Below are 17,628 nucleotides of genomic sequence, written 5' to 3'. Positions count from 1 at the left end.
GGCAGTCAGGACCCCGGAGCCAGTCCGGCGTTCTGGCTCATGAAGGAGCCCGGGGGCGGCGTGATCCCGTTGAGGCGGCACCACTCACCCGGCGGACGCTGGGCGCGACGCGGAATGCCGTTCGACGGGGCGAGCTGGAGCGGGATCGGCGGCAGCGGCGGCAGTTCCTGGTCGGACTCGGCGGCGAGCTCGTCGGCGTCCTTCTCCTCCGACATGCCGATCGGGCCGACCCGCTGCGCGTTGAGGAACTGGCGGACCACCGGCTCCTCGGAGCTGAGCAGCATCTCCCGGGGACCGAACATGGCGAGGTGCTTGTGGTACAGCAGGCCAATGTTGTCCGGCACGGTGCGGCAGCTGTTCACGTCGTGGGTGACGATCACGAAGGTGGCGTCGATCTGCGCGTTCAGGTCGACGATGAGCTGGTTCAGGAACGACGTACGCACCGGGTCGAGGCCCGAGTCCGGCTCGTCGAAGAGGACGATCTCGGGGTCCAGCACCAGGGCCCGGGCCAGACCGGCGCGCTTGCGCATACCGCCGGAGATCTCACCGGGGAGCTTGTACTCCGCACCGATCAGACCGACCAGGTCCATCTTCTCCATGACGATCTTGCGGATGTCGGACTCAGACTTCTTGGTGTGCTCGCGCAGCGGGAAGGCGACGTTGTCGTAGAGGTTCATCGAGCCGAACATGGCGCCGTCCTGGAACAGCACACCGAACAGCTTGCGGATCTCGTAGAGGTCCTTCTCCGAACAGTTGGCGATGTCGACACCCTCGATGATGACCGACCCCTCGTTGGGCTTGAGCAGCCCGATCAGGGTCTTGAGGAGGACCGACTTGCCGGTGCCCGAGGGACCGAGCATCACACAGATCTCACCGGCGGGCACGGTGAGCGTCACGCCCTTCCAGATCAGATCCTTGCCGAAGCTCTTCGTCAGGTTCTCGATCTTGATCTCAACGCCCATGGCGCGGACTCCCTACCTTCGCTGTTGCGCGGTTGCGTACGCGGCTCGTGCTGGCCGTCCGAACACCGATCCGGAGCACCGGGAGTGTCGACAGGCAGCACCGCTACCACTGGGTAAACGGCTGGCCATGGGTGAGGTTACGCACAAATGCGGCGTACGTCACGCCCCGTCCCACGATCGTGTCGCCCCAGGAAATGCGAACGGGCGGCCCATCCCACTCGGGGATGGACCGCCCGTCGGCCGACGGATCGGCGTACTGCCTCAGGCAGTAGGGGTCACTTGACGCTGACGCTGGCGCCGGCGCCCTCGAGGGCTTCCTTGGCCTTCTCGGCAGCTTCCTTGTTGACCTTCTCCAGGATCGCCTTCGGAGCGGACTCCACCAGCTCCTTGGCCTCCTTGAGGCCCAGCGAGGTGAGAGCGCGCACCTCCTTGATCACGTTGATCTTCTTGTCGCCGGCCGACTCGAGAACGACGTCGAACTCGTCCTGCTCGGCAGCAGCAGCGTCGCCGCCGCCACCAGCGGGAGCAGCGGCAGCTGCCACGGCAACCGGAGCCGCGGCGGTGACGCCGAAGGTCTCCTCGAACTGCTTCACGAACTCGCTGAGCTCGATCAGGGTCATCTCCTTGAACGCGTCAAGGAGCTCGTCGGTGCTGAGCTTCGCCATGGTGGCGTGTCCTTCCTAGTGTGGTCGTCGTCTGCGTCAAGCCGACGACCGGGTTGTGGGTGTCTCGTCTCGGCCCGCTCAGGCCTCGGCGGGTGCTTCCTGCTCGAGCTTCGCCGCCAGCGCGCCGGCGAGCCGGGCGGTCTGGGAGGCGGGGGCGTTGAACAGCTGGGCGGCTTGGGTGAGCGTCGCGAGCATGCCGCCCGCGAGCTTGCCCAGCAGCACCTCGCGCGACTCGAGGTCGGCCAGCTTGGCCACCTCGGACGCGTCCAATGCCGCACCGTCCAGGAGACCGCCCTTGATCACGAGGGCGGGGTTTGCCTTGGCAAAGTCACGCAGCCCCTTGGCCGCCTCGACCACGTCGCCCGAGATGAAGGCGATAGCGGTCGGCCCCGTCAGCAGGTCGTCGAATCCTTCGACACCCGCCTCCTGGGCAGCGATCTTGGTAAGCGTGTTCTTGACCACGGCGTAGGTGGCGTGCTCGCCGAGGGAGCGCCGCAGGTCCTGCAGCTGCTTCACGGTGAGACCGCGGTACTCGGTCAGCACCGCGCCGGAGGACTCGTTGAACTGGTCAACGAGCTCCGCGACGGCTGCTGCCTTGTCTGGCCGCGCCATGGGTCTCCTTCCGGGTCATCCGGCATACGCCGGCTGGTCGGACCACCGGTGCCCGGCCCCGGAACGACGAACGCCCCGAGCACAAGTGCTCAGGGCGTAGTACCGCTCTGGTCACCTGCGCAGGCCGTCCGCTGTCGCGGAACCTTCGGTCGGTGCGCCGGGGCGCAGCCGATAAACCGGCGGTCTTTGGTTCTGGACGACGATAGGCCACGGAGTGGCGTGCGACCAAATTGCCGAACGGCGCCCGCCACCGTGTGGCGGGCGCCGTTGTCGGCGACGGCGAGGCTCAGGCCTCGTCGGTCTCCGCCACGTTCTTGGTGCGGTTCGGGTCCACCTGAATGCCGGGGCCCATCGTGGTCGAGACGGTGATCTTCTTGATGTAGCGACCCTTCGAGCTGGCCGGCTTCAACCGGAGCACCTCGTCGAGGGCGGCGGCGTAGTTCTCCGCGAGCTGAACCTCGGCGAAGGAGGCCTTGCCGATGATGAAGTGCAGGTTGGCGTGCCGGTCGACCCGGAACTCGATCTTGCCGCCCTTGATGTCGGTGACGGCCTTGGCCGGGTCCGGGGTGACGGTGCCGGTCTTCGGGTTCGGCATCAGACCGCGGGGGCCGAGGACGCGGCCGAGGCGACCGACCTTGCCCATCATGTCCGGGGTGGCCACCACGGCGTCGAAGTCGAGCCAGCCGCCGGCCACCTTGTCGATCAGCTCGTCGCCACCGACGATGTCGGCGCCGGCCTCACGGGCGGCGTCGGCCTTCTCGGCGTTCGCGAACACGAGGACCCGGGCCGTCTTGCCGGTGCCGTGCGGGAGGTTGACGGTGCCGCGGACCATCTGGTCGGCCTTGCGCGGGTCGACACCCAGGCGCATCACGACGTCGAGGGTCTCGTCGAACTTCTTCTTGCTGGACTCCTTGGCGAGCTTGATCGCCGCCAGCGGGGCGTAGAGCTCGTCGGCGTTGATCTTCTCGGCTGCCGCCCGGTAGGTCTTGCTGCGCTGCATGTCTGGTTCTCGTTTCTCTTAGTCTGCCAGTTGTGGTCGGACGGGCCAGCGCGGCCCTGCCACAGGGGATGGGTCTGCGAAGGGGTCAGTCGGTGGTGACGCCCATGGAGCGGGCGGTGCCTTCGACGATCTTCATGGCCGACTCGACGTCGTTGGCGTTGAGGTCGGGCATCTTGGTCTCGGCGATCTCGCGGATCTGGTCCTTGGTCAGCTTGCCGACCTTGTCCTTGTGCGGGACCGAGGAGCCCTTCTGCAGACCGGCGGCCTTCTTGATCAGCTCAGCGGCCGGCGGGGTCTTGGTGATGAAGGTGAAGCTGCGGTCCTCGTAGATGGTGATCTCGACGGGGATCACGTTGCCGCGCATGGACTCGGTCTGCGCGTTGTACGCCTTGCAGAACTCCATGATGTTGACACCGTGCGGACCGAGGGCGGTACCGACCGGCGGGGCCGGGGTGGCGGCACCGGCCTGCAACTGCACCTTGACCAGGGCAGCGATCTTCTTCTTCGGGGGCATCTCGTTGTCTCTTTCTCTGTTGTGGTCATGACGGGGCGGACCCCTGCCACTCTGCTTCCCCCCGGGCACCGCCCGGAGGTCTCGATGCGCCCGGCTCCGACCTCGCACGCTCGGTCGGACGGGCTACTCGACCTTTGATCCTTTCACGGCCTCGCGAACTCGGCCGTGAGGATCAAACCTTCTGGATCTGGTTGAACGACAGCTCGACCGGAGTCTCCCGGCCGAAGATCTCGACGAGGGCCTTGACCCTCTGGGACTCGGCGTTGATCTCGGTGATCGTCGCGTGCAGCGTCGCGAACGGGCCGTCCACCACCATCACCGAGTCGCTCACCGAGAAGTCCACGACCTCGACCGGGCGCGACGCGGCGGCGCCCGAGCTCGGCTTGCTTGCCGAGGCCTCACCCTCGCCGGCGGCGGCAGCAGCAGCGGCCATCGACGGCGCGAGCATGCCCTCCACCTCATCCAAGGTGAGCGGGATCGGCTGGTGACTGTGGCCGATGAAGCCGGTCACTGAGGGCGTGTGCCGCACCGCGGACCAGGACTCGTCGGTGAGGTCCATCCGGACCAGGACGTAACCGGGGAGGACGGTGCGCTCGACGAGCTTGCGCTGACCGTTCTTGATCTCGGCGACCTGCTCGGTGGGGACCACGATCTCGTGGATGTAGTCCTCCATGTTCAGCGAGACGATCCGGTTCTCCAGGTTCGCCTTGACCCGCTTCTCCATGCCGGAGTAGGTGTGCACGACGAACCACTCACCGAACTGGGACTCGAGCTCGCGACGGAACTCCGTTCGCGGGTCGAGGACCTCGTCCTCGACGGCCTCGTCCTCGACGGCCTCGTCCTCGGGTGTCTCGTCGGCGGTCGGCTCGTCCGACCCCTCGACCGGCGCCTCGGGGTCGACGGCAGGGTCGACCTCCGCTTCGAGGTCGACCGACTCGGTCTCGAACTGATCCGACACGTGGTGCTCCGATTCTTGCTGGTGGTTGCAGGCGTCAGGCGTTGCCGCCGGTGAAGATCCAATACGCCAAGCGCCCGAACCCGAGGTCCAGGGCGGAGATGATCGCCATCATGATCAGCACGAACACCATCACCACGATGAAGTACGTGATCAGCTGCTGCTGGGTGGGCCAGACCACCTTGCGCAGCTCGGCGACCACCTGACGCAGGAAGGCGATCGGGTTGGCCCATCCGGCCGACCCCGTCGTCGGGGTGGCAGGGCGACCGCCATCATCGGCGGTGTTGGTGTCCGACACCCGACTTCTCCTTCACAATCTAGATCCGCGTCCGGCTTTGCAGGGCACGAGGGACTTGAACCCCCAACCTTCGGTTTTGGAGACCGATGCTCTGCCAGTTGAGCTAGTGCCCTCCGGGTGATCCATCACCGATCCGGCCCCCGTGAGGGCATGCCAAAACAGACTGATGATTCACCGGTGGAGCAAGTCTAGGGGGTAGGCGGTCGCCATGCCTAACCGGCCGTGGCTGCGTACCCCCCGGAGCCGTGACGCCGGGAGGCGCGGTTGACCGGCGTGACCCCCCAGGTGGGAGCATGGTCGCTGTGACCGACCAGAGCACCCACCCGCAACCCCTGGCCGACCGCTCCCCGGCGGAGCTCGACACGTTCCTCGCCGAGCAGCGCAGCGCCTACGAAGCGCTGGCAGCCCGGGGACTCACGCTGGATCTGACCCGCGGCAAGCCCGCCACCGAACAGCTGGATCTGGCCGACCGGCTGCTCCAGCTGCCCGGCAGGGCCACCGACTCCTCCGGCGCCGACACCCGCAACTACGGCGGGCTGCACGGCGGCGCCGACCTGCGCGCCATCTTCGGCGAACTGCTCGGCGTGCCGACGAACCAGATCGTCGCGCAGGGCAACTCCAGCCTGATGATGATGCGCGAGGTGCTCAGCTACCTCTGGCTCAAGGGCGGTGTGACCAGCGAGCGCCCGTGGGCCGCCGAGGAGAGGGTCACCTTCATCTGCCCGGTGCCCGGCTATGACCGGCACTTCACCCTCACCGACTGGTTCGGCATCGAGATGGTGACCGTGCCGATGCACGCCGACGGCCCGGACGCCGACGCGATCGCCGAACTCGTGGCCACCGACGCCTCGATCAAGGGCATGTGGCTGGTGCCGACGTACGCGAACCCCACCGGGTCGGTGACCTCCACCGAGGTGGCCCGCAAGCTCGCCAGCATGCCCACCGCGGCTCCGGACTTCACGATCATGTGGGACAACGCCTACGCCTGGCACCACCTGACCGCGACCGAGACCCCCAGCGCCGACATCATCGGGCTGTGCGCGGAGGCCGGCAACCCCCACCGCGCCGTGGTCTTCGCGTCCACCTCCAAGATCACCTATGCCGGCGCCGGTGTCGGCTTCCTGGCCGGCTCGAGCGAGACCGTCGACTGGTACGTCGACCACCTGGGTCAGGGCGCGATCGGCCCCGACAAGGTCAACCACCTGCGGCACGCGGAGTTCTTCGGCTCGGCGCAGGGCGTCCGGGACCACATGGCGCGGCACCGCGAGGTGCTGGCACCGAAGTTCGCGGCCGTCCAGGAGGTGCTCACCGGTCGCCTCGGCGGGCTCGGTGTCGCCGAATGGTCCGAACCCGCGGGCGGCTACTTCGTCAACCTCGACGTGCTCGACGGCACCGCCTCGCGGGTGGTGCAGTTGGCCAAGGAGGCGGGCATCGCCCTGACGCCGGCCGGCTCGTCGTTCCCGCACCGCGACGACCCCCGGGACCGGAACATCCGACTGGCTCCGTCCTTCCCGGTGCTCGACGAGGTGACCGAGGCGATGGAGGCGGTGGCCACCTGCGTGCTGCTGGCGGCCGCGGAGAAGCTGCACGGCTGACCGCCCGCGATGCACCGCCCGCTGACGGAGCTGCCCAAGGCGCACCTGCACCTGCACTTCACCGGGGCGATGCGGCACTCGACGCTGCTTGAGCTCGCGGCCCGCGACGGCATCCACCTGCCCGAGGCACTGGTGTCGGCATGGCCGCCGAAACTGACGGCGGCCGACGAGAAGGGCTGGTTCCGGTTCCAGCGGTTGTACGACGTGGCCCGCTCGGTGCTGCGGACCGAGGGTGACATCCGGCGCCTGGTCCGAGAGGCAGCCGAGGACGACGTCATCGACGGCGGCCGGTGGTTGGAGATCCAGGTCGGCCCGGACGGCTACGCGGCCCGGTTCGGCGGCATCACCGCCTTCACCGACCTGGTCCTCGACGCCGCCCGTGAGGCGACGGCGAACACCGGACTGCCGATCGCGGTGGTGATCGCCGCGAACCGGACCCGGCATCCCCTCGACGCCCGGATGCTGGCCCGACTGGCCGCCCAGTACGCCGGTCGGGGGGTGGTCGGCTTCGGCCTCTCCAACGACGAGCGGCGAGGGGTGACCGAGGAGTTCGGGCCCGCCTTCCGGATCGCCCGGCGGGCGGATCTGCTGCTGGTCCCGCACGGCGGCGAACTGGTCGGCCCGGCCAACATCGAGGCTTGTCTGGACCTGTTGCATGCGGACCGTCTCGGGCACGGCGTACGCGTGGTGGAGGATCCTGCGCTGCTGGACCGGGTCGCCGCTGCCGGGACCACGTTGGAGGTCTGTCCGACGTCCAACGTGGCGCTCGGGGTCTACTCCGACCTCACCTCGGTGCCACTCCCCCAACTGCTGGCAGCCGGCGTCAACGTCGCCCTCGGCGCCGACGACCCGCTGCTCTTCGGCTCCCGGCTGGCCAGCCAGTACGCCACCATGCGGGCCGCCCATGACCTGTCCGACGCCCAGTTGGCCGAACTGGCCCGGATGTCGGTGCGCGGCTCCCGAGCCCCGGAGTCGGTGCGGGCCCAGATCCTGACCGACATCGACACCTGGCTGGCCGCCCCGCCCTCCGAGTGAACAGCGTGTCAGGATGTCGCCCATGACCACCACGCCGCCACCAGGACAGCCGTCCTGGGCGGGTGTCCCCAGTCAACGCGCACACCCGAAGTCGAACCTCGCGCTACTGCTCGGCATCGGGTCGATGTTCGGCAGCTGCCTCGGCGGTCTCCCTGGCCTGCTGGGCATCGTGGCCGTGCTGCTCGGTCTCCGTGCCATCCGTGAGATCGATGCCGACCCGGCCACCTGGACGGGGCGCGAGTCGGCGGTCGCCGGGATGATCACCGGCGTCATCGGCACGGTGTTGGCCGTGGCTGCACTCGGATTCCTCGCCGTCCTACTCTCGCTACGCCTGACCTGAATGGAGCTCTCGTGACCACCCCTCCCCCCGAATCCCCCGACGAGTACCTGCGCAGGCTCCAGGAGGGCAGTGCTGCCCCCGGCAGCCAGCCCGGCGGCCAACCCGAGAGCCAGCCCGGCTGGGGTGCGCCGCAGCCGAACCCGTACCAGCCCGCTGGTCAGCAGCAGCCGGGGTGGGCCGGCCAGCAGGGCTGGGCCGCCGCACCCCCACCGCACCCGCAGGCGAACACCGCACTGATCCTCGGCCTGGTCTCCCTGATCGGAGGCTGGATGTGTCTGCTTCCGTTCGCGCTCGGCCCGTTCGCCTGGGTGACCGGTCGCCGGGTGATGCGTGAGATCGATGCGGCGCCCGGGCAGTACGGCGGTCGGGGCAACGCCCAGGCCGGGATGATCACCGGCATCATCAGCACCGTTCTGCTGGTGCTGGGTCTGTTCGCGATGGTCGCTTTCGTCGGGATCTTCGTGATCGCCGCGAGCACCGGCTACTGAAATCAACTAGAACCTGTTTCAGTTTCCGCGATCTTCTGGGAGACTGAGGGTCCCCGCACGCCCAGGAGGATCCGTTGCCCGGATTCGAGTTGACCGACATCCCCACCGCCGAGATCGACCGCGCCGAGGCAGAGATCCAGCCGCTGGTGGACACCCTGCGCGAGGTCGTCGACGCGACCATCCGCACCTGCGTCGGCGCCGACCAGCTCCAGTTGGCCCAGCAGGAACTGGAGTCGGCGCTCGCCCGGCTGCAGGCCGATCAGTTCGACGGACCGGCCGGGGTCAAGTTCAACTCCGAGGGCCGCTCCTGGAACTGGGGCAACACGGTGGTGGGTCAACGCAACGCGATGGCGCCGCCGTTGCGGATCACCCATGTCCGGCCGGGGCTGGCCCACGCCAAGGCTGACCTGGGTGCGGTGTACGAGGGTCCGCCGGGCCTGGTGCATGGCGGGGTGACCGCGCTGTTGCTGGATCACCTGATGGGTGAGACCGCCTCCGCCGGCCACACCCGAGTGACGCTGACCGGCACGCTGAGCCTGCGCTACGTCAAGGGAGCAAGACTCGGGCCGGTCCGCCTCGACGCGCACATCGACCGCGAGGACGGCCGCAAGGTCTACGTGCTCGCCAGGCTCTCGGACGCCGAGGGCGTCTGCACCGAGGCCGACGGCGTCTTCATCGTGCCTCGCTGGTTCGCCGAGAGCCAGTAGCGGCTCAGAGCTCGACGCCGACCAGCACCGGCTCGTTCACCAGCCGCACCCCGAACCGGGCCTCGACCCCGTCCCTGACCTCCCGCGCCAGCGCCACCAGGTCCTCGGTGGTCGCGTCGCCGCGATTGGTCAGCGCCAGCGTGTGCTTGGTGGAGAGGCCGACCCGGCCCCCCGGGCCGGGGTGACCCTTGCCGAACCCGGCCTGCTCGATCAGCCAGGCCGCGCTGGTCTTCACGGTGCCATCCCCCTGCGGCCACCGGGGAGCGTCGTCGGGGAGCAGGTCGGCGTCGGCCAGGATCGGGTTGGTGAAGAACGAGCCCGCGCTCCAGGTGTCGTGGTCGGCCGCGTCCAGGACCATCCCCTTGCCGGCCCGCAACCCCAGGACGGTACGACGGACCTCGGCCAGAGGCGCGGGAGTCCCGACCTCGACCCCCAGATGCCGGGCGAGCTCGGCGTACCGGATCGGTTCCCCGAGCTCACCGCGGCCCAGCCGGAAGGTCACCGACAGCACCACATGCCGGCCCGGGTCGGCCTTGAACCGGCTGTGCCGATAGCCGAACCCGCACTCGTCCCCGGCGAAGGTCCGCACCCCTCGCAGCACCCGGTCGAAGACCCGCACGGCGACCACGGTGTCGGCGACCTCCTGGCCGTAGGCGCCGACGTTCTGGATCGGCGTGGCCCCCACCGAGCCGGGGATCCCCGACAGTGCCTCGATGCCGACCCAGCCGGCCGACACCGCGGTGGCCACCAGGTCGTCCCACGGCTCGCCGGCGGCGACCGTGACCTCGACCCGGTCACCGGCCTCGGCCGCGTCGATCCCGGTGGTGGCGACCTTGACCACGGTGCCCTCGACACCGGCGTCGGCGATCACCAGGTTGCTGCCGCCGCCGAGCACCAGCACCGATCGTCGGGCGGTGTCGGCCTCGGCCACCGCCGCGACCAGCTCCTCCTCGGTGGCGGCGGTGCGGAAGTCGGCAGCCGGGCCGCCGAGCCGCAGCGTCGTGTGGTCGGCGAGCCGTTCAGCCACGGACCACTGCCGTGGGGCGGCCGAGCACCTTGGTCCCGCCGCAGGTGACGGTGAGTTCGATCCGGGTCCGCCCCTCGGCGCTCTCGCCCACGGTGCCGGCGACCGCGACCTCCACCCCGGTGTCGTCGTCAGGCACCGGCACCGGGTTGGTGAACTTCGCGGCCAGTTCGAGCACCTCCGCACCCTCGGTCCACTCCGCGACCGCGCGGGCCGCCAGGGCCAGCGTGTACATCCCATGGGCGATCACGCCGGGCAGCCCCACCGAGGTCGCGACCCGATCCGACCAGTGGATCGGGTTGAAGTCACCACTGGCGCCGGCGTACCGGACCAGGTCGGCGCGGGTGATCCGGTAGTGGCGGGTCGGCAGTTCGGTGCCGGCGGTCAGCGCGGTCATGCCGCACCGCCCCGGTGCACCAGGGTCGCCGACGTCGCGCACACCTCGACGCCGTCGGCATCGGTGATCGCGCTGCGGGTGCCGATGATGTCGTTGCCGCCGATGCTGCGCACCGAGACCACCTCCAGGGCTGCGGTGAGCCGATCGCCGATGCGCACCGGGCGCGCGTACTCGAAACGCTGGTCACCGTGCACGATCCGGAACAGGTCGATGCCGGCCACGGCCAGGAAGCGTTGCATGGCATCCATCGCCAGCACGATCGGGAAGGTCGCCGGCACTGATCCGGCGTACGGCGTGCCGGTCGCGGCGGCGAACTCGGCCACCCGATCCTCGCTGACCAGATAGGGGTCGGTGGGGGGGAACTCCCGGCCGACCAGGTCGGCCACGGACGCGTCATTGCTCACGCGGCTGACGCTAGCAGCCTAGGGTGAGGTCCCATGAAGGCGACTTTCCGGAACCCGGCGGCCGTGCTCGGCCGCGCAGACGACACCTTGAAGACCGTGGACGGCGTCCTGGGCCGGGTGGACGGCACCCTCGGCAACGTGGACACGACACTGTCGACGGTCAGCGGCACCTTGACCAGCGTCGAGGAGCTCCTCGGCGAGACCCGGACCACCCTGGTCACCACTCAGGAGACGCTGACCGAGACCCAGACCGCGCTGGCCGAGGTGAAGGGCCTGCTCTCGGAGCTCGAGGAGGAGATGGCGCTGCTCAAGCAGCTGCCGGCGCTGGCCCAGCAGGTCGCCGAGATCCACGCCGCGGTGACGAAGGGCTGAGCCCGGAAATGGCGACGCCACCGGCCGATGGCCGGTGGCGTGTCAGGCCCGCTGGGGTCAGCGGGTTTCCTTGTGCCCGGTGTGCGACTTGCAGCGCGGGCAGAACTTCTTCATCTCGAGCCGGTCGGGGTGGTTCCGCCGGTTCTTCTTGGTGATGTAGTTGCGCTCCTTGCACTCGGTGCACTCGAGCGTGATCTTGGGGCGAACGTCTGAGCTCTTGGAAGCCATCGCTGTGTCCTTCGTGTTTGTCGTCAGGTCTTGGTAGCGGGGGCGGGACTCGAACCCGCGACACCACGATTATGAGCCGTGTGCTCTAACCACCTGAGCTACCCCGCCACTGGACGGAGGCGGCCCGGTGGTCGCCACCTGGCGACCACCGGAACCCCAACCCAGAGCCCCTTTACGGAATCGAACCGTAGACCTTCTCCTTACCATGGAGACGCTCTGCCGACTGAGCTAAAGGGGCAAGCGACAACGAAGAATACACAGCCACGTGCCCGTTCACGAAATCGCCTGGGCGCCGCTCGACGAAGGCGACCGATCGGCTGCCCACAGCCACCTCAGACCTGGCTGATGCGGACCGGTGGTGAGGCCTCCTCAAGCTCGTAGGCCAGCTCCAGCAGGGTCGCTTCACGGCCCTGCGCAGCTGCGAACATCATCCCCAGCGGCATCCCGTCCGCACTCTGGGCCAGCGGCAGCGAGATGGCCGGATCGCCGGTGGCGTTCTGCAGGGGGGTGAAGGCCACCCACGCCATCAGCTTCTCCATCAGGGTGTCGAAGTCCTGGGTCGGATCGAGGTGGCCCAGTCGGGGAGTGGCGCCGGCCAGAGTCGGGGTGAGCACCACGTCGTAGTTCCGGAAGAACCGGGCACTCACGTGCCGGGACGCGGCCAGTCGGGTGGTGGCCAACGGCAACTTGTGGAGTTGCCGGCGGACGTGCTGGTCGAGTCCGAGGGTGAGGTTGTCGCACTTGTCGCGGTCCCAGCTCCGCCCGTGGGTACGACGACCGGTACGCACCGTCACCATCGCCAGGAAGCCCCAGTAGAGCAGGAAGTCGTCGGGGAAGTAGGACGGCACCGGCGGATCCACCTCCTCGACCTGATGCCCCAGCTCCTCCATCAGCGCGGCGACCCGCAGAGTCTCGTCGCGGACCTCGGGGTCGCATTCGGTGTCCACCGAGCGGGTGACCACGGCGACCTTGAGTCGGGCCTTGGTGCTGCGGGTGATGTCCCCGATCGGAGGCAGCTTCACGTTCCGGTAGACCTTCTCCGCCTCCCGGAAGAAGGCGGCCGTGTCCCGGACGCTGCGGGTGACCACGCCGTCGGCGACGATCCGCACCGGCATCTGCCGCAGCAGCGCGTCCTGGGGCAGTCGGCCACGGGTCGGCTTGAGCCCGACCAACCCGTTCACCGCGGCCGGGATCCGGATCGACCCGCCGCCGTCGTTGGCGTGCGCGATCGGCACCGCTCCCGCCGCCACCAGTGCGGCGGAGCCCGACGACGACGCGCCGGCCGAGTACTCGATGTGCCAGGGGTTGCGCACCGGCCCCAGGCGCGGGTGCTCGGCGGAGGCGCTGAAGCCGAACTCCGAGAGTTGGGTCTTGCCCAGCGGGACCAGGCCGGTGGCCCGGTACATCCGGACGAAGTCTCCGTCGGCCTTGGCCGGCTTGCTCACGAAGGCGTCGCAGCCCTGCTGGGTGGGCAGCCCGGCGACGGCGACGTTGTCCTTGATGAACGTCGGGATCCCGGCGAACCAGCCGGGGCTCGGCTCAGCGGCCAGGTCACGCGCGGCCTGGAAGGTCTCCATCGCCACGGCACCCAGATCGGCGGCGACCCGCTCGGTCCGGGTGATCGCGGCGTCCACCACCTCGGGGATGGAGACGTGGCCCGAAGCCAGGCGACGGTTCAGGTCGACGGCGTCGGAGTCACCGAGCGCGTCGTCGGAGTAGGCATGCACACGGGTCATGACGTCAACCTACCCAGCCGCACCCGGAGGCGTTCAGAGGACGAGCAGAAGCAGGGGCACCAGCACGCTGATGGCCAGTGCGGTGAGACCCATCGACAACCCGGCGAAGGCCCCTTCGACCGGGTGGTCGGCGAGCGCCCGAGCGGTGCCGATCCCGTGCGAGACCGCACCGATGGCCAGCCCTCGGGCCCGCCGGTCCCGGATCCGCAGCAGGGTGAGCACGCCCGGTCCCGCCACCGCGCCGAACACCCCGATAGTGACCGCCAACGCCGCGGCCAGCGGGCCGATGCCGCCGATCTGCTCGGCCAGCGCGATCGCGACCGGGGTGGTGGCGGCCTTGGGGGCCATGGACAGGGCCAGTTCCTCGCTGCCGCCGAGCCAACGCACCAGTAGCAGTCCGAGGGTGATCGACACCGCGGCGGCCAGCGGGAGGGCGACCAGGATCGGGACGGCCAGCCGGCGCAGATGGTGGACCTGGCGATACAGCGGCACCGCCAGCGCCACCGTGGCCGGCCCGAGCAGGAAGACGATCAGCGAGGCGCCGACCAGGTAGTCGGCGTAGTCGATGTCGAACACGAGCAGCACCGCCCCCACCACGACCATCGCCACCAGCACGGGTTGAGTGACCGCCTTCAGCCACGGCCGGGCCACTCGCTGCTGCAGCTCCCGACCGATCCGGTAGCCGATCAGGGTCAGCAACAGGCCGAAGGCGGGCGAGCTCTGCACCCAGTCCCAGGTCTCGACGATCCGGTCGGCGCTCACCGCGCCGGCTCCCCTCGACCGAGCAGGGTGACCAGACCGCCCACCAGGGCCAGGGCCACGAACCAGCTCACCAGTGTGGCCACCAGCAACGGCACCGCCTCCTCCCGCAGCAGCGCGAGGAAGGTGATCAGGCCGACTCCGGCGGGCACGAAGAAGAGCTGCAGGTGTCGTAGCAGCGCGTCCGCGGCCCGGAGCACCGAGGCGGTCTCGGGTGGGCGTCGCCAGCACAGCAGCGCTAACAGGATCACCATGCCGAGCACCGCGCCCGGCACCGGCAGCCCCAGCAGCCGCACCACCAGTTCGCCGGCGAGCTGGCAGACCAGCAGCCAGGTGAGCCCGCTGATCAGCCCGGGCCGGACACCGGTCACCGGCCGCATCCCCGCCGGTGACAGCCGACCAGGTGGGTGTCGACCAGGCCGATCGCCTCCATCAGCGCATGCATGGTGGTCGGGCCGACGAAGCGGAACCCGTGCCGCTTCAGCTCCTTGCTCAACGCGGTCGATTCGACACTGCTGGTCGGCACCTCCTCGGGCCGGGTCGGCTCCGGGTCGCTGGCCGGCCGGAAGCGTGCCACCAACTCCTCCAGGCCGCCGGACCCGCGGAGCTCGATCACGGCCCGGGCGTTCCCGATCGTGGCGTCGATCTTGGCGGCGTTGCGGACGATCCGGACGTCGGCGAGCAGATCGGCACGCCGGGTGGCGTCGTACTCGGCGACCAGGTCGGGCACGAAGCCGTCGAACGCCTCCCGGAACGCCGGGCGTTTGGCCAGGATCGTCGCCCAGCTCAGGCCCGACTGGAACGCCTCCAGGCTGAGTCGTTCGAAGAGCGCGGCCTCGCCGGTGACCGGCACCCCCCACTCCCGGTCGTGGTAGTCCTGCATCGGGCCCGGGGTGGTGGCCCAGGCACAGCGCGCCAGCTCCGGCGTCACCGGCACTCCTCCAGGGTCACCGGCGTTCCTTGAGACGCGCGTTCGGCAACCGCGGTGCGGGGATCGGCCGGTCGTGGTCGTCGAGGACGATGCCGAAGCGCCCGGGGGCGACCTGCTGGCCGTCGCCGACCACCTCACCGTCGCGGGTGATCTGGGCCTGCCACTCGTCCCGGAAGCCGGCGATCTCGTCGTGGCTGCGACCGACGAAGTTCCACCACATCACGATCGACTCGCCGAAGGGCGGCCCGCCGAGCAGCAGCGCGCGGACCGGTTCGGCGCCGGCGACCAGGGTGAGCTGCCCACGGCCGGGGGCCAGGTAGGCCAGCTCGCCGGGCTTGACCTGTCGCCCGGGGACGTCCCCGGGCCGGACGTCGAGGACGCCGGCGTCGACCAGGACACCGTGCTCGAACCCGCCGTCCACGTCGAAGGTCGCCTCGGCGCCGGCGTCGAGGAGGAACTCCACCCCCAACAGGGGCGTGAACGTGTGCACCGGTGAGGTGTCGCCGAGCAGCGTGCCGAGGAACACCCGGGCCTGCCAGCCCTCCCCGGAGACCGGAGCGGGGGCATGGTGTTCGAACCCGGGGTCTGCGAACCGATGCTCGTCGGGCAGCGCCACCCACAACTGGGCCCCGTGCAGCACGTCGGTGGCGGCGGTGGAGTTCTCCGAGTGGCTGATCCCGCGGCCGCCGGTCATCAGGTTCACCTCGCCGGGGCGGACCATCGCCACGTTGCCTGCGCTGTCGCGGTGCTCGACCTCCCCGGTGAAGAGCCAACTCACCGTCTGCAGGCCGGTGTGTGGGTGCGGCGGCACCCGCATCCCACCGGAGTCGGAGACATCGTTGGGGCCGTAGTGGTCCAGGAAGCACCAGGCGCCGATCAGCGACCGGTGCCGCTGCGGGAGGGTACGTCGTACCGTCATCGCCCGGGGGCCACCCAGCGGCACCTCGCGCGGCGTGAGCAGTTCGACCTCGGGCACCTGGTCACCGGCGACGCAGTGCAGCTCGGTGGGCGCGGTCTCGGGATTGGTCACGGCACCATCCTGCCCGGTGACCCCGACGCTGGCGACCCCCGGCGACCCCCGGCGCGTCAGCCGAGGCCGGCCGGGCGGCGGGGCTCGGTGCTGCCGTGCAGGTTCTTCGCCGTCGGCGAGGTGGTGACGGTGGCCGGATCCGGGTAGGTGCCGAAGAGCCGGTCACTGGTGCCGGCGCTGGTCACGCTGAACCAGTAGTGCTCGTTCTTGTAGTGGTGCAGCCGGTGGTTGCGCCAGACCGCCTTATAGAACCGGCCGCGGGGCCGGTAGTCGCTGTGGATCAGGTAGTGGGTCCACTCGTAGCACAGGCCCAGCACGGTCACCGACAACAGCCAGGTCAGGCCGAGGCCGGTGCGCGGGAAGGCGACCAGCGCGATCGCGACCAGCGCCGGCAGCAGCCAGTAGAACGTCTGCCAGGGGATGAAGACCAGCGGCACGTCGCGCGGGTCCCCGTGGTGCTCGCGGTGCTTGCGGGCCAGCAGCGAGTCCACGGTGACCGGCCCCAGCCGGCGCGGTCGCCAGTGCAGGATCATCACGTGGATCACCCACTCGACCACCGGGAAGGCGGCCACCAGAAGCACCGGGACCAGCAGGTCGGTGAGACGCCAGTCGCCGACCGCGACCCGGGCGACCAGGCCGCCGACCAGGGCGGTGGCGATCAGCCACGGGGACGGGTGCCGCCAGAAGGCGGCACCGGCGGCGCGGAGGGTCACCGGCGTACGACGGGAGGCGGCGGCCTCGTCGGCGGCGAGCCGGGTGCGGGCCTGCTCCTCGATCGGGTCTGTCTGCTTCATCGGGGGTCCTCCAGGGTGTTCAGGGCGTCCTGCACGGCCTGCGAGGTGGGAGCGAGCAGGGCGGCAGCCAGGCGGGGGGCGTTCTCGGAGTCGCCGGCGATGACCGCGTCGGCGAGTGCGGCGTAGGTCTCGTCCTGCTCCACCTCGGCGCGCATCACCTCCGCGAGCGCTTCGACGGCGGGCAGGTAGGCGGCAAGCATCCCGTTGAACATCAGCCGGAAGGTGATCGAGTCGGCCGCGTCGACGAGCAGCTGCCAGAAGTCCACCGCCCGGTGCTGCCGTGACACCGGGTCGTTGGTCGAGCGCAGCGCGGTCAACGCGGCGCTCAGCGCCGGGGCCAGGTCGGGCCCGCCGCGACGGGCCGCCAGTTCGGCGATCTTGGGGCCGATGTGGGCACGGGCCTCGAGGATGCTGCGGGCCACCGCCACGTCCAGGCCGTGCGCGGTGAGCAACAGCCGCGGCAACAGGTCGAGGCCGCCGTGGCGGCGGAAGTCCCTCACCGTGGTGGTGTCCCCCTGGCGGATGTCGACCAGCCCGGCCTGGGCGAGCCGCTGCAGGGCCTCGCGTACGGCGGGGCGGGAGACGCCGAGCGCCTCGGCCAGCCGACGTTCGCTGGGGAGCGGGGCACCAGGCCCGAGGTCACCGACGACGACCTGGGCCTGCAGCTGCTCGAAGACGTCGTCGGCGACCGAGCGTCGTACCACCGGGGTGAGTTCCATGGCAGCACCGTACGCACAACCATGGTCGATGGTCAAGTGGTCTTACCAGTACGACCGTCGCTG

Annotated in this window: 24 protein-coding genes and 3 tRNA genes; 6 read left to right on the top strand and 21 right to left on the bottom strand. The window is 69.9% G+C overall.

Translation table 11 applies throughout. From position 1 onward, the window contains the following. Positions 1-5: 5 nt before the first annotated feature. The 8 genes from JKG67_RS10605 to JKG67_RS10570 all read right to left on the bottom strand — a co-directional run bounded on the left by JKG67_RS10605 (position 6) and on the right by JKG67_RS10570 (position 5,119). Positions 6-962 carry an ABC transporter ATP-binding protein gene (locus JKG67_RS10605; RefSeq protein WP_203337266.1) on the bottom strand — a complete coding sequence of 319 codons (957 nt, stop codon included), beginning with the start codon at positions 960-962 and terminating at the stop codon, positions 6-8. Between the two features lie 275 nt (positions 963-1,237). Further along, positions 1,238-1,627 carry a 50S ribosomal protein L7/L12 gene (gene rplL, locus JKG67_RS10600; protein WP_203337265.1) on the bottom strand — a complete coding sequence of 130 codons (390 nt, stop codon included), beginning with the start codon at positions 1,625-1,627 and terminating at the stop codon, positions 1,238-1,240. 78 nt (positions 1,628-1,705) lie between these two features. Further along, positions 1,706-2,239, bottom strand: a complete 534-nt coding sequence (gene rplJ / locus JKG67_RS10595; RefSeq protein WP_203337264.1) for a 50S ribosomal protein L10 — start codon at positions 2,237-2,239, stop codon at positions 1,706-1,708. 286 nt (positions 2,240-2,525) lie between these two features. Then, entirely contained in the window at positions 2,526-3,239 is a 714-nt protein-coding gene (rplA, locus tag JKG67_RS10590; protein WP_203337263.1) for a 50S ribosomal protein L1, read from the bottom strand. Between the two features lie 85 nt (positions 3,240-3,324). Then, positions 3,325-3,753 (bottom strand): 50S ribosomal protein L11, encoded by a 429-nt coding sequence (rplK, locus tag JKG67_RS10585; RefSeq protein ID WP_203337262.1) that lies wholly within the window; start codon positions 3,751-3,753, stop codon positions 3,325-3,327. 172 nt (positions 3,754-3,925) lie between these two features. Further along, on the bottom strand, positions 3,926-4,711 hold the full coding sequence (nusG, locus tag JKG67_RS10580; protein ID WP_203337261.1) for a transcription termination/antitermination protein NusG: 786 nt from the start codon (positions 4,709-4,711) through the stop codon (positions 3,926-3,928). A 34-nt stretch (positions 4,712-4,745) separates the two neighbouring features. Further along, complete coding sequence (secE, locus tag JKG67_RS10575) at positions 4,746-5,006, bottom strand: preprotein translocase subunit SecE (protein ID WP_203337260.1); 261 nt, start codon at positions 5,004-5,006, stop codon at positions 4,746-4,748. A gap of 40 nt (positions 5,007-5,046) precedes the next feature. Beyond that, positions 5,047-5,119 (bottom strand) — tRNA-Trp (locus JKG67_RS10570). Between the two features lie 180 nt (positions 5,120-5,299). Here JKG67_RS10570 and JKG67_RS10565 point away from each other — a divergent pair. The 5 genes from JKG67_RS10565 (at position 5,300) to JKG67_RS10545 (ending at position 9,171) form a co-directional block, all read left to right on the top strand. Beyond that, complete coding sequence (locus JKG67_RS10565; RefSeq protein WP_203337259.1) at positions 5,300-6,601, top strand: aspartate aminotransferase type Ic; 1,302 nt, start codon at positions 5,300-5,302, stop codon at positions 6,599-6,601. 9 nt (positions 6,602-6,610) lie between these two features. Next, the gene (locus JKG67_RS10560) at positions 6,611-7,636 is read left to right on the top strand and encodes an adenosine deaminase (protein ID WP_203337258.1); all 1,026 of its coding nucleotides are present in this window, start codon (positions 6,611-6,613) and stop codon (positions 7,634-7,636) included. A 22-nt stretch (positions 7,637-7,658) separates the two neighbouring features. Further along, positions 7,659-7,976, top strand: a complete 318-nt coding sequence (locus JKG67_RS10555; protein ID WP_203337257.1) for a DUF4190 domain-containing protein — start codon at positions 7,659-7,661, stop codon at positions 7,974-7,976. A gap of 11 nt (positions 7,977-7,987) precedes the next feature. Further along, positions 7,988-8,464 (top strand): DUF4190 domain-containing protein, encoded by a 477-nt coding sequence (locus tag JKG67_RS10550; RefSeq protein ID WP_203337256.1) that lies wholly within the window; start codon positions 7,988-7,990, stop codon positions 8,462-8,464. 74 nt (positions 8,465-8,538) lie between these two features. Then, positions 8,539-9,171: a PaaI family thioesterase gene (locus tag JKG67_RS10545; protein ID WP_203337255.1), complete on the top strand. Its 633-nt coding sequence runs from the start codon at positions 8,539-8,541 to the stop codon at positions 9,169-9,171. Positions 9,172-9,175: 4 nt separating this feature from the next. Here the strand turns inward: JKG67_RS10545 and JKG67_RS10540 are convergent, their stop codons facing one another. From JKG67_RS10540 to JKG67_RS10530, 3 genes are read right to left on the bottom strand one after another with little or no spacing between them, the layout of a single operon-like run. After that, positions 9,176-10,198, bottom strand: a complete 1,023-nt coding sequence (locus JKG67_RS10540) for a UDP-N-acetylmuramate dehydrogenase (RefSeq protein ID WP_203337254.1) — start codon at positions 10,196-10,198, stop codon at positions 9,176-9,178. Further along, positions 10,191-10,592 (bottom strand): MaoC/PaaZ C-terminal domain-containing protein, encoded by a 402-nt coding sequence (locus tag JKG67_RS10535; protein WP_203337253.1) that lies wholly within the window; start codon positions 10,590-10,592, stop codon positions 10,191-10,193. The genes JKG67_RS10540 and JKG67_RS10535 overlap by 8 nt, the downstream gene beginning before the upstream one ends. Continuing rightward, positions 10,589-10,996, bottom strand: a complete 408-nt coding sequence (locus JKG67_RS10530) for an FAS1-like dehydratase domain-containing protein (RefSeq protein WP_307816516.1) — start codon at positions 10,994-10,996, stop codon at positions 10,589-10,591. Before JKG67_RS10530 ends, JKG67_RS10535 begins: the two co-directional genes overlap by 4 nt. Positions 10,997-11,029: 33 nt before the next feature. On the opposite strand from JKG67_RS10530, the gene JKG67_RS10525 reads away from it, so the two are divergent. After that, positions 11,030-11,368 (top strand): hypothetical protein, encoded by a 339-nt coding sequence (locus JKG67_RS10525; RefSeq protein WP_203337252.1) that lies wholly within the window; start codon positions 11,030-11,032, stop codon positions 11,366-11,368. Positions 11,369-11,425: 57 nt separating this feature from the next. On the opposite strand, the gene rpmG is transcribed toward JKG67_RS10525, so the two are convergent. The 10 genes from rpmG to JKG67_RS10475 form a co-directional block, all read right to left on the bottom strand. Beyond that, entirely contained in the window at positions 11,426-11,596 is a 171-nt protein-coding gene (rpmG, locus tag JKG67_RS10520; protein ID WP_203337251.1) for a 50S ribosomal protein L33, read from the bottom strand. Between the two features lie 31 nt (positions 11,597-11,627). Beyond that, a tRNA-Met gene (locus JKG67_RS10515) sits at positions 11,628-11,704 on the bottom strand. A 57-nt stretch (positions 11,705-11,761) separates the two neighbouring features. Further along, a tRNA-Thr gene (locus JKG67_RS10510) sits at positions 11,762-11,834 on the bottom strand. Positions 11,835-11,928: 94 nt separating this feature from the next. Next, on the bottom strand, positions 11,929-13,332 hold the full coding sequence (locus JKG67_RS10505) for an amidase (RefSeq protein ID WP_203337250.1): 1,404 nt from the start codon (positions 13,330-13,332) through the stop codon (positions 11,929-11,931). Between the two features lie 33 nt (positions 13,333-13,365). Further along, entirely contained in the window at positions 13,366-14,094 is a 729-nt protein-coding gene (locus JKG67_RS10500; protein WP_203337249.1) for an LrgB family protein, read from the bottom strand. Beyond that, positions 14,091-14,462 carry a CidA/LrgA family protein gene (locus tag JKG67_RS10495; RefSeq protein ID WP_307816515.1) on the bottom strand — a complete coding sequence of 124 codons (372 nt, stop codon included), beginning with the start codon at positions 14,460-14,462 and terminating at the stop codon, positions 14,091-14,093. The genes JKG67_RS10500 and JKG67_RS10495 overlap by 4 nt, the downstream gene beginning before the upstream one ends. Then, positions 14,459-15,022 carry a DNA-3-methyladenine glycosylase I gene (locus tag JKG67_RS10490; RefSeq protein WP_307816514.1) on the bottom strand — a complete coding sequence of 188 codons (564 nt, stop codon included), beginning with the start codon at positions 15,020-15,022 and terminating at the stop codon, positions 14,459-14,461. Before JKG67_RS10490 ends, JKG67_RS10495 begins: the two co-directional genes overlap by 4 nt. A 16-nt stretch (positions 15,023-15,038) precedes the next feature. Then, on the bottom strand, positions 15,039-16,052 hold the full coding sequence (locus JKG67_RS10485; RefSeq protein ID WP_203337248.1) for a pirin family protein: 1,014 nt from the start codon (positions 16,050-16,052) through the stop codon (positions 15,039-15,041). Between the two features lie 56 nt (positions 16,053-16,108). Beyond that, positions 16,109-16,846: a sterol desaturase family protein gene (locus tag JKG67_RS10480; RefSeq protein ID WP_203337247.1), complete on the bottom strand. Its 738-nt coding sequence runs from the start codon at positions 16,844-16,846 to the stop codon at positions 16,109-16,111. Then, positions 16,843-17,565 (bottom strand): FadR/GntR family transcriptional regulator, encoded by a 723-nt coding sequence (locus JKG67_RS10475; protein WP_203337246.1) that lies wholly within the window; start codon positions 17,563-17,565, stop codon positions 16,843-16,845. The genes JKG67_RS10480 and JKG67_RS10475 overlap by 4 nt, the downstream gene beginning before the upstream one ends. Positions 17,566-17,628 lie beyond the last annotated feature (63 nt).

It is taken from the genome of Nocardioides limicola (assembly GCF_016827675.1).
Classification (GTDB): domain Bacteria; phylum Actinomycetota; class Actinomycetes; order Propionibacteriales; family Nocardioidaceae; genus Nocardioides; species Nocardioides limicola.
This window is presented reverse-complemented; position numbering and strand designations above follow the sequence as displayed.

What these genes read in the sequence shown, in the direction of transcription:
- JKG67_RS10565 (WP_203337259.1), top strand. Translation starts at nt 5,300, where the DNA reads ATGGTCGCTGTGACCGACCAGAGCACCCACCCGCAACCCCTGGCCGAC.
- JKG67_RS10475 (WP_203337246.1), bottom strand. Translation starts at nt 17,565, where the DNA reads ATGGAACTCACCCCGGTGGTACGACGCTCGGTCGCCGACGACGTCTTC.
- rplA (WP_203337263.1), bottom strand. Translation starts at nt 3,239, where the DNA reads ATGCAGCGCAGCAAGACCTACCGGGCGGCAGCCGAGAAGATCAACGCC.
- JKG67_RS10555 (WP_203337257.1), top strand. Translation starts at nt 7,659, where the DNA reads ATGACCACCACGCCGCCACCAGGACAGCCGTCCTGGGCGGGTGTCCCC.
- rplK (WP_203337262.1), bottom strand. Translation starts at nt 3,753, where the DNA reads ATGCCCCCGAAGAAGAAGATCGCTGCCCTGGTCAAGGTGCAGTTGCAG.
- JKG67_RS10535 (WP_203337253.1), bottom strand. Translation starts at nt 10,592, where the DNA reads ATGACCGCGCTGACCGCCGGCACCGAACTGCCGACCCGCCACTACCGG.
- rplL (WP_203337265.1), bottom strand. Translation starts at nt 1,627, where the DNA reads ATGGCGAAGCTCAGCACCGACGAGCTCCTTGACGCGTTCAAGGAGATG.
- JKG67_RS10480 (WP_203337247.1), bottom strand. Translation starts at nt 16,846, where the DNA reads ATGAAGCAGACAGACCCGATCGAGGAGCAGGCCCGCACCCGGCTCGCC.
- JKG67_RS10560 (WP_203337258.1), top strand. Translation starts at nt 6,611, where the DNA reads ATGCACCGCCCGCTGACGGAGCTGCCCAAGGCGCACCTGCACCTGCAC.
- JKG67_RS10505 (WP_203337250.1), bottom strand. Translation starts at nt 13,332, where the DNA reads ATGACCCGTGTGCATGCCTACTCCGACGACGCGCTCGGTGACTCCGAC.
- rplJ (WP_203337264.1), bottom strand. Translation starts at nt 2,239, where the DNA reads ATGGCGCGGCCAGACAAGGCAGCAGCCGTCGCGGAGCTCGTTGACCAG.
- JKG67_RS10525 (WP_203337252.1), top strand. Translation starts at nt 11,030, where the DNA reads ATGAAGGCGACTTTCCGGAACCCGGCGGCCGTGCTCGGCCGCGCAGAC.
- JKG67_RS10605 (WP_203337266.1), bottom strand. Translation starts at nt 962, where the DNA reads ATGGGCGTTGAGATCAAGATCGAGAACCTGACGAAGAGCTTCGGCAAG.
- rpmG (WP_203337251.1), bottom strand. Translation starts at nt 11,596, where the DNA reads ATGGCTTCCAAGAGCTCAGACGTTCGCCCCAAGATCACGCTCGAGTGC.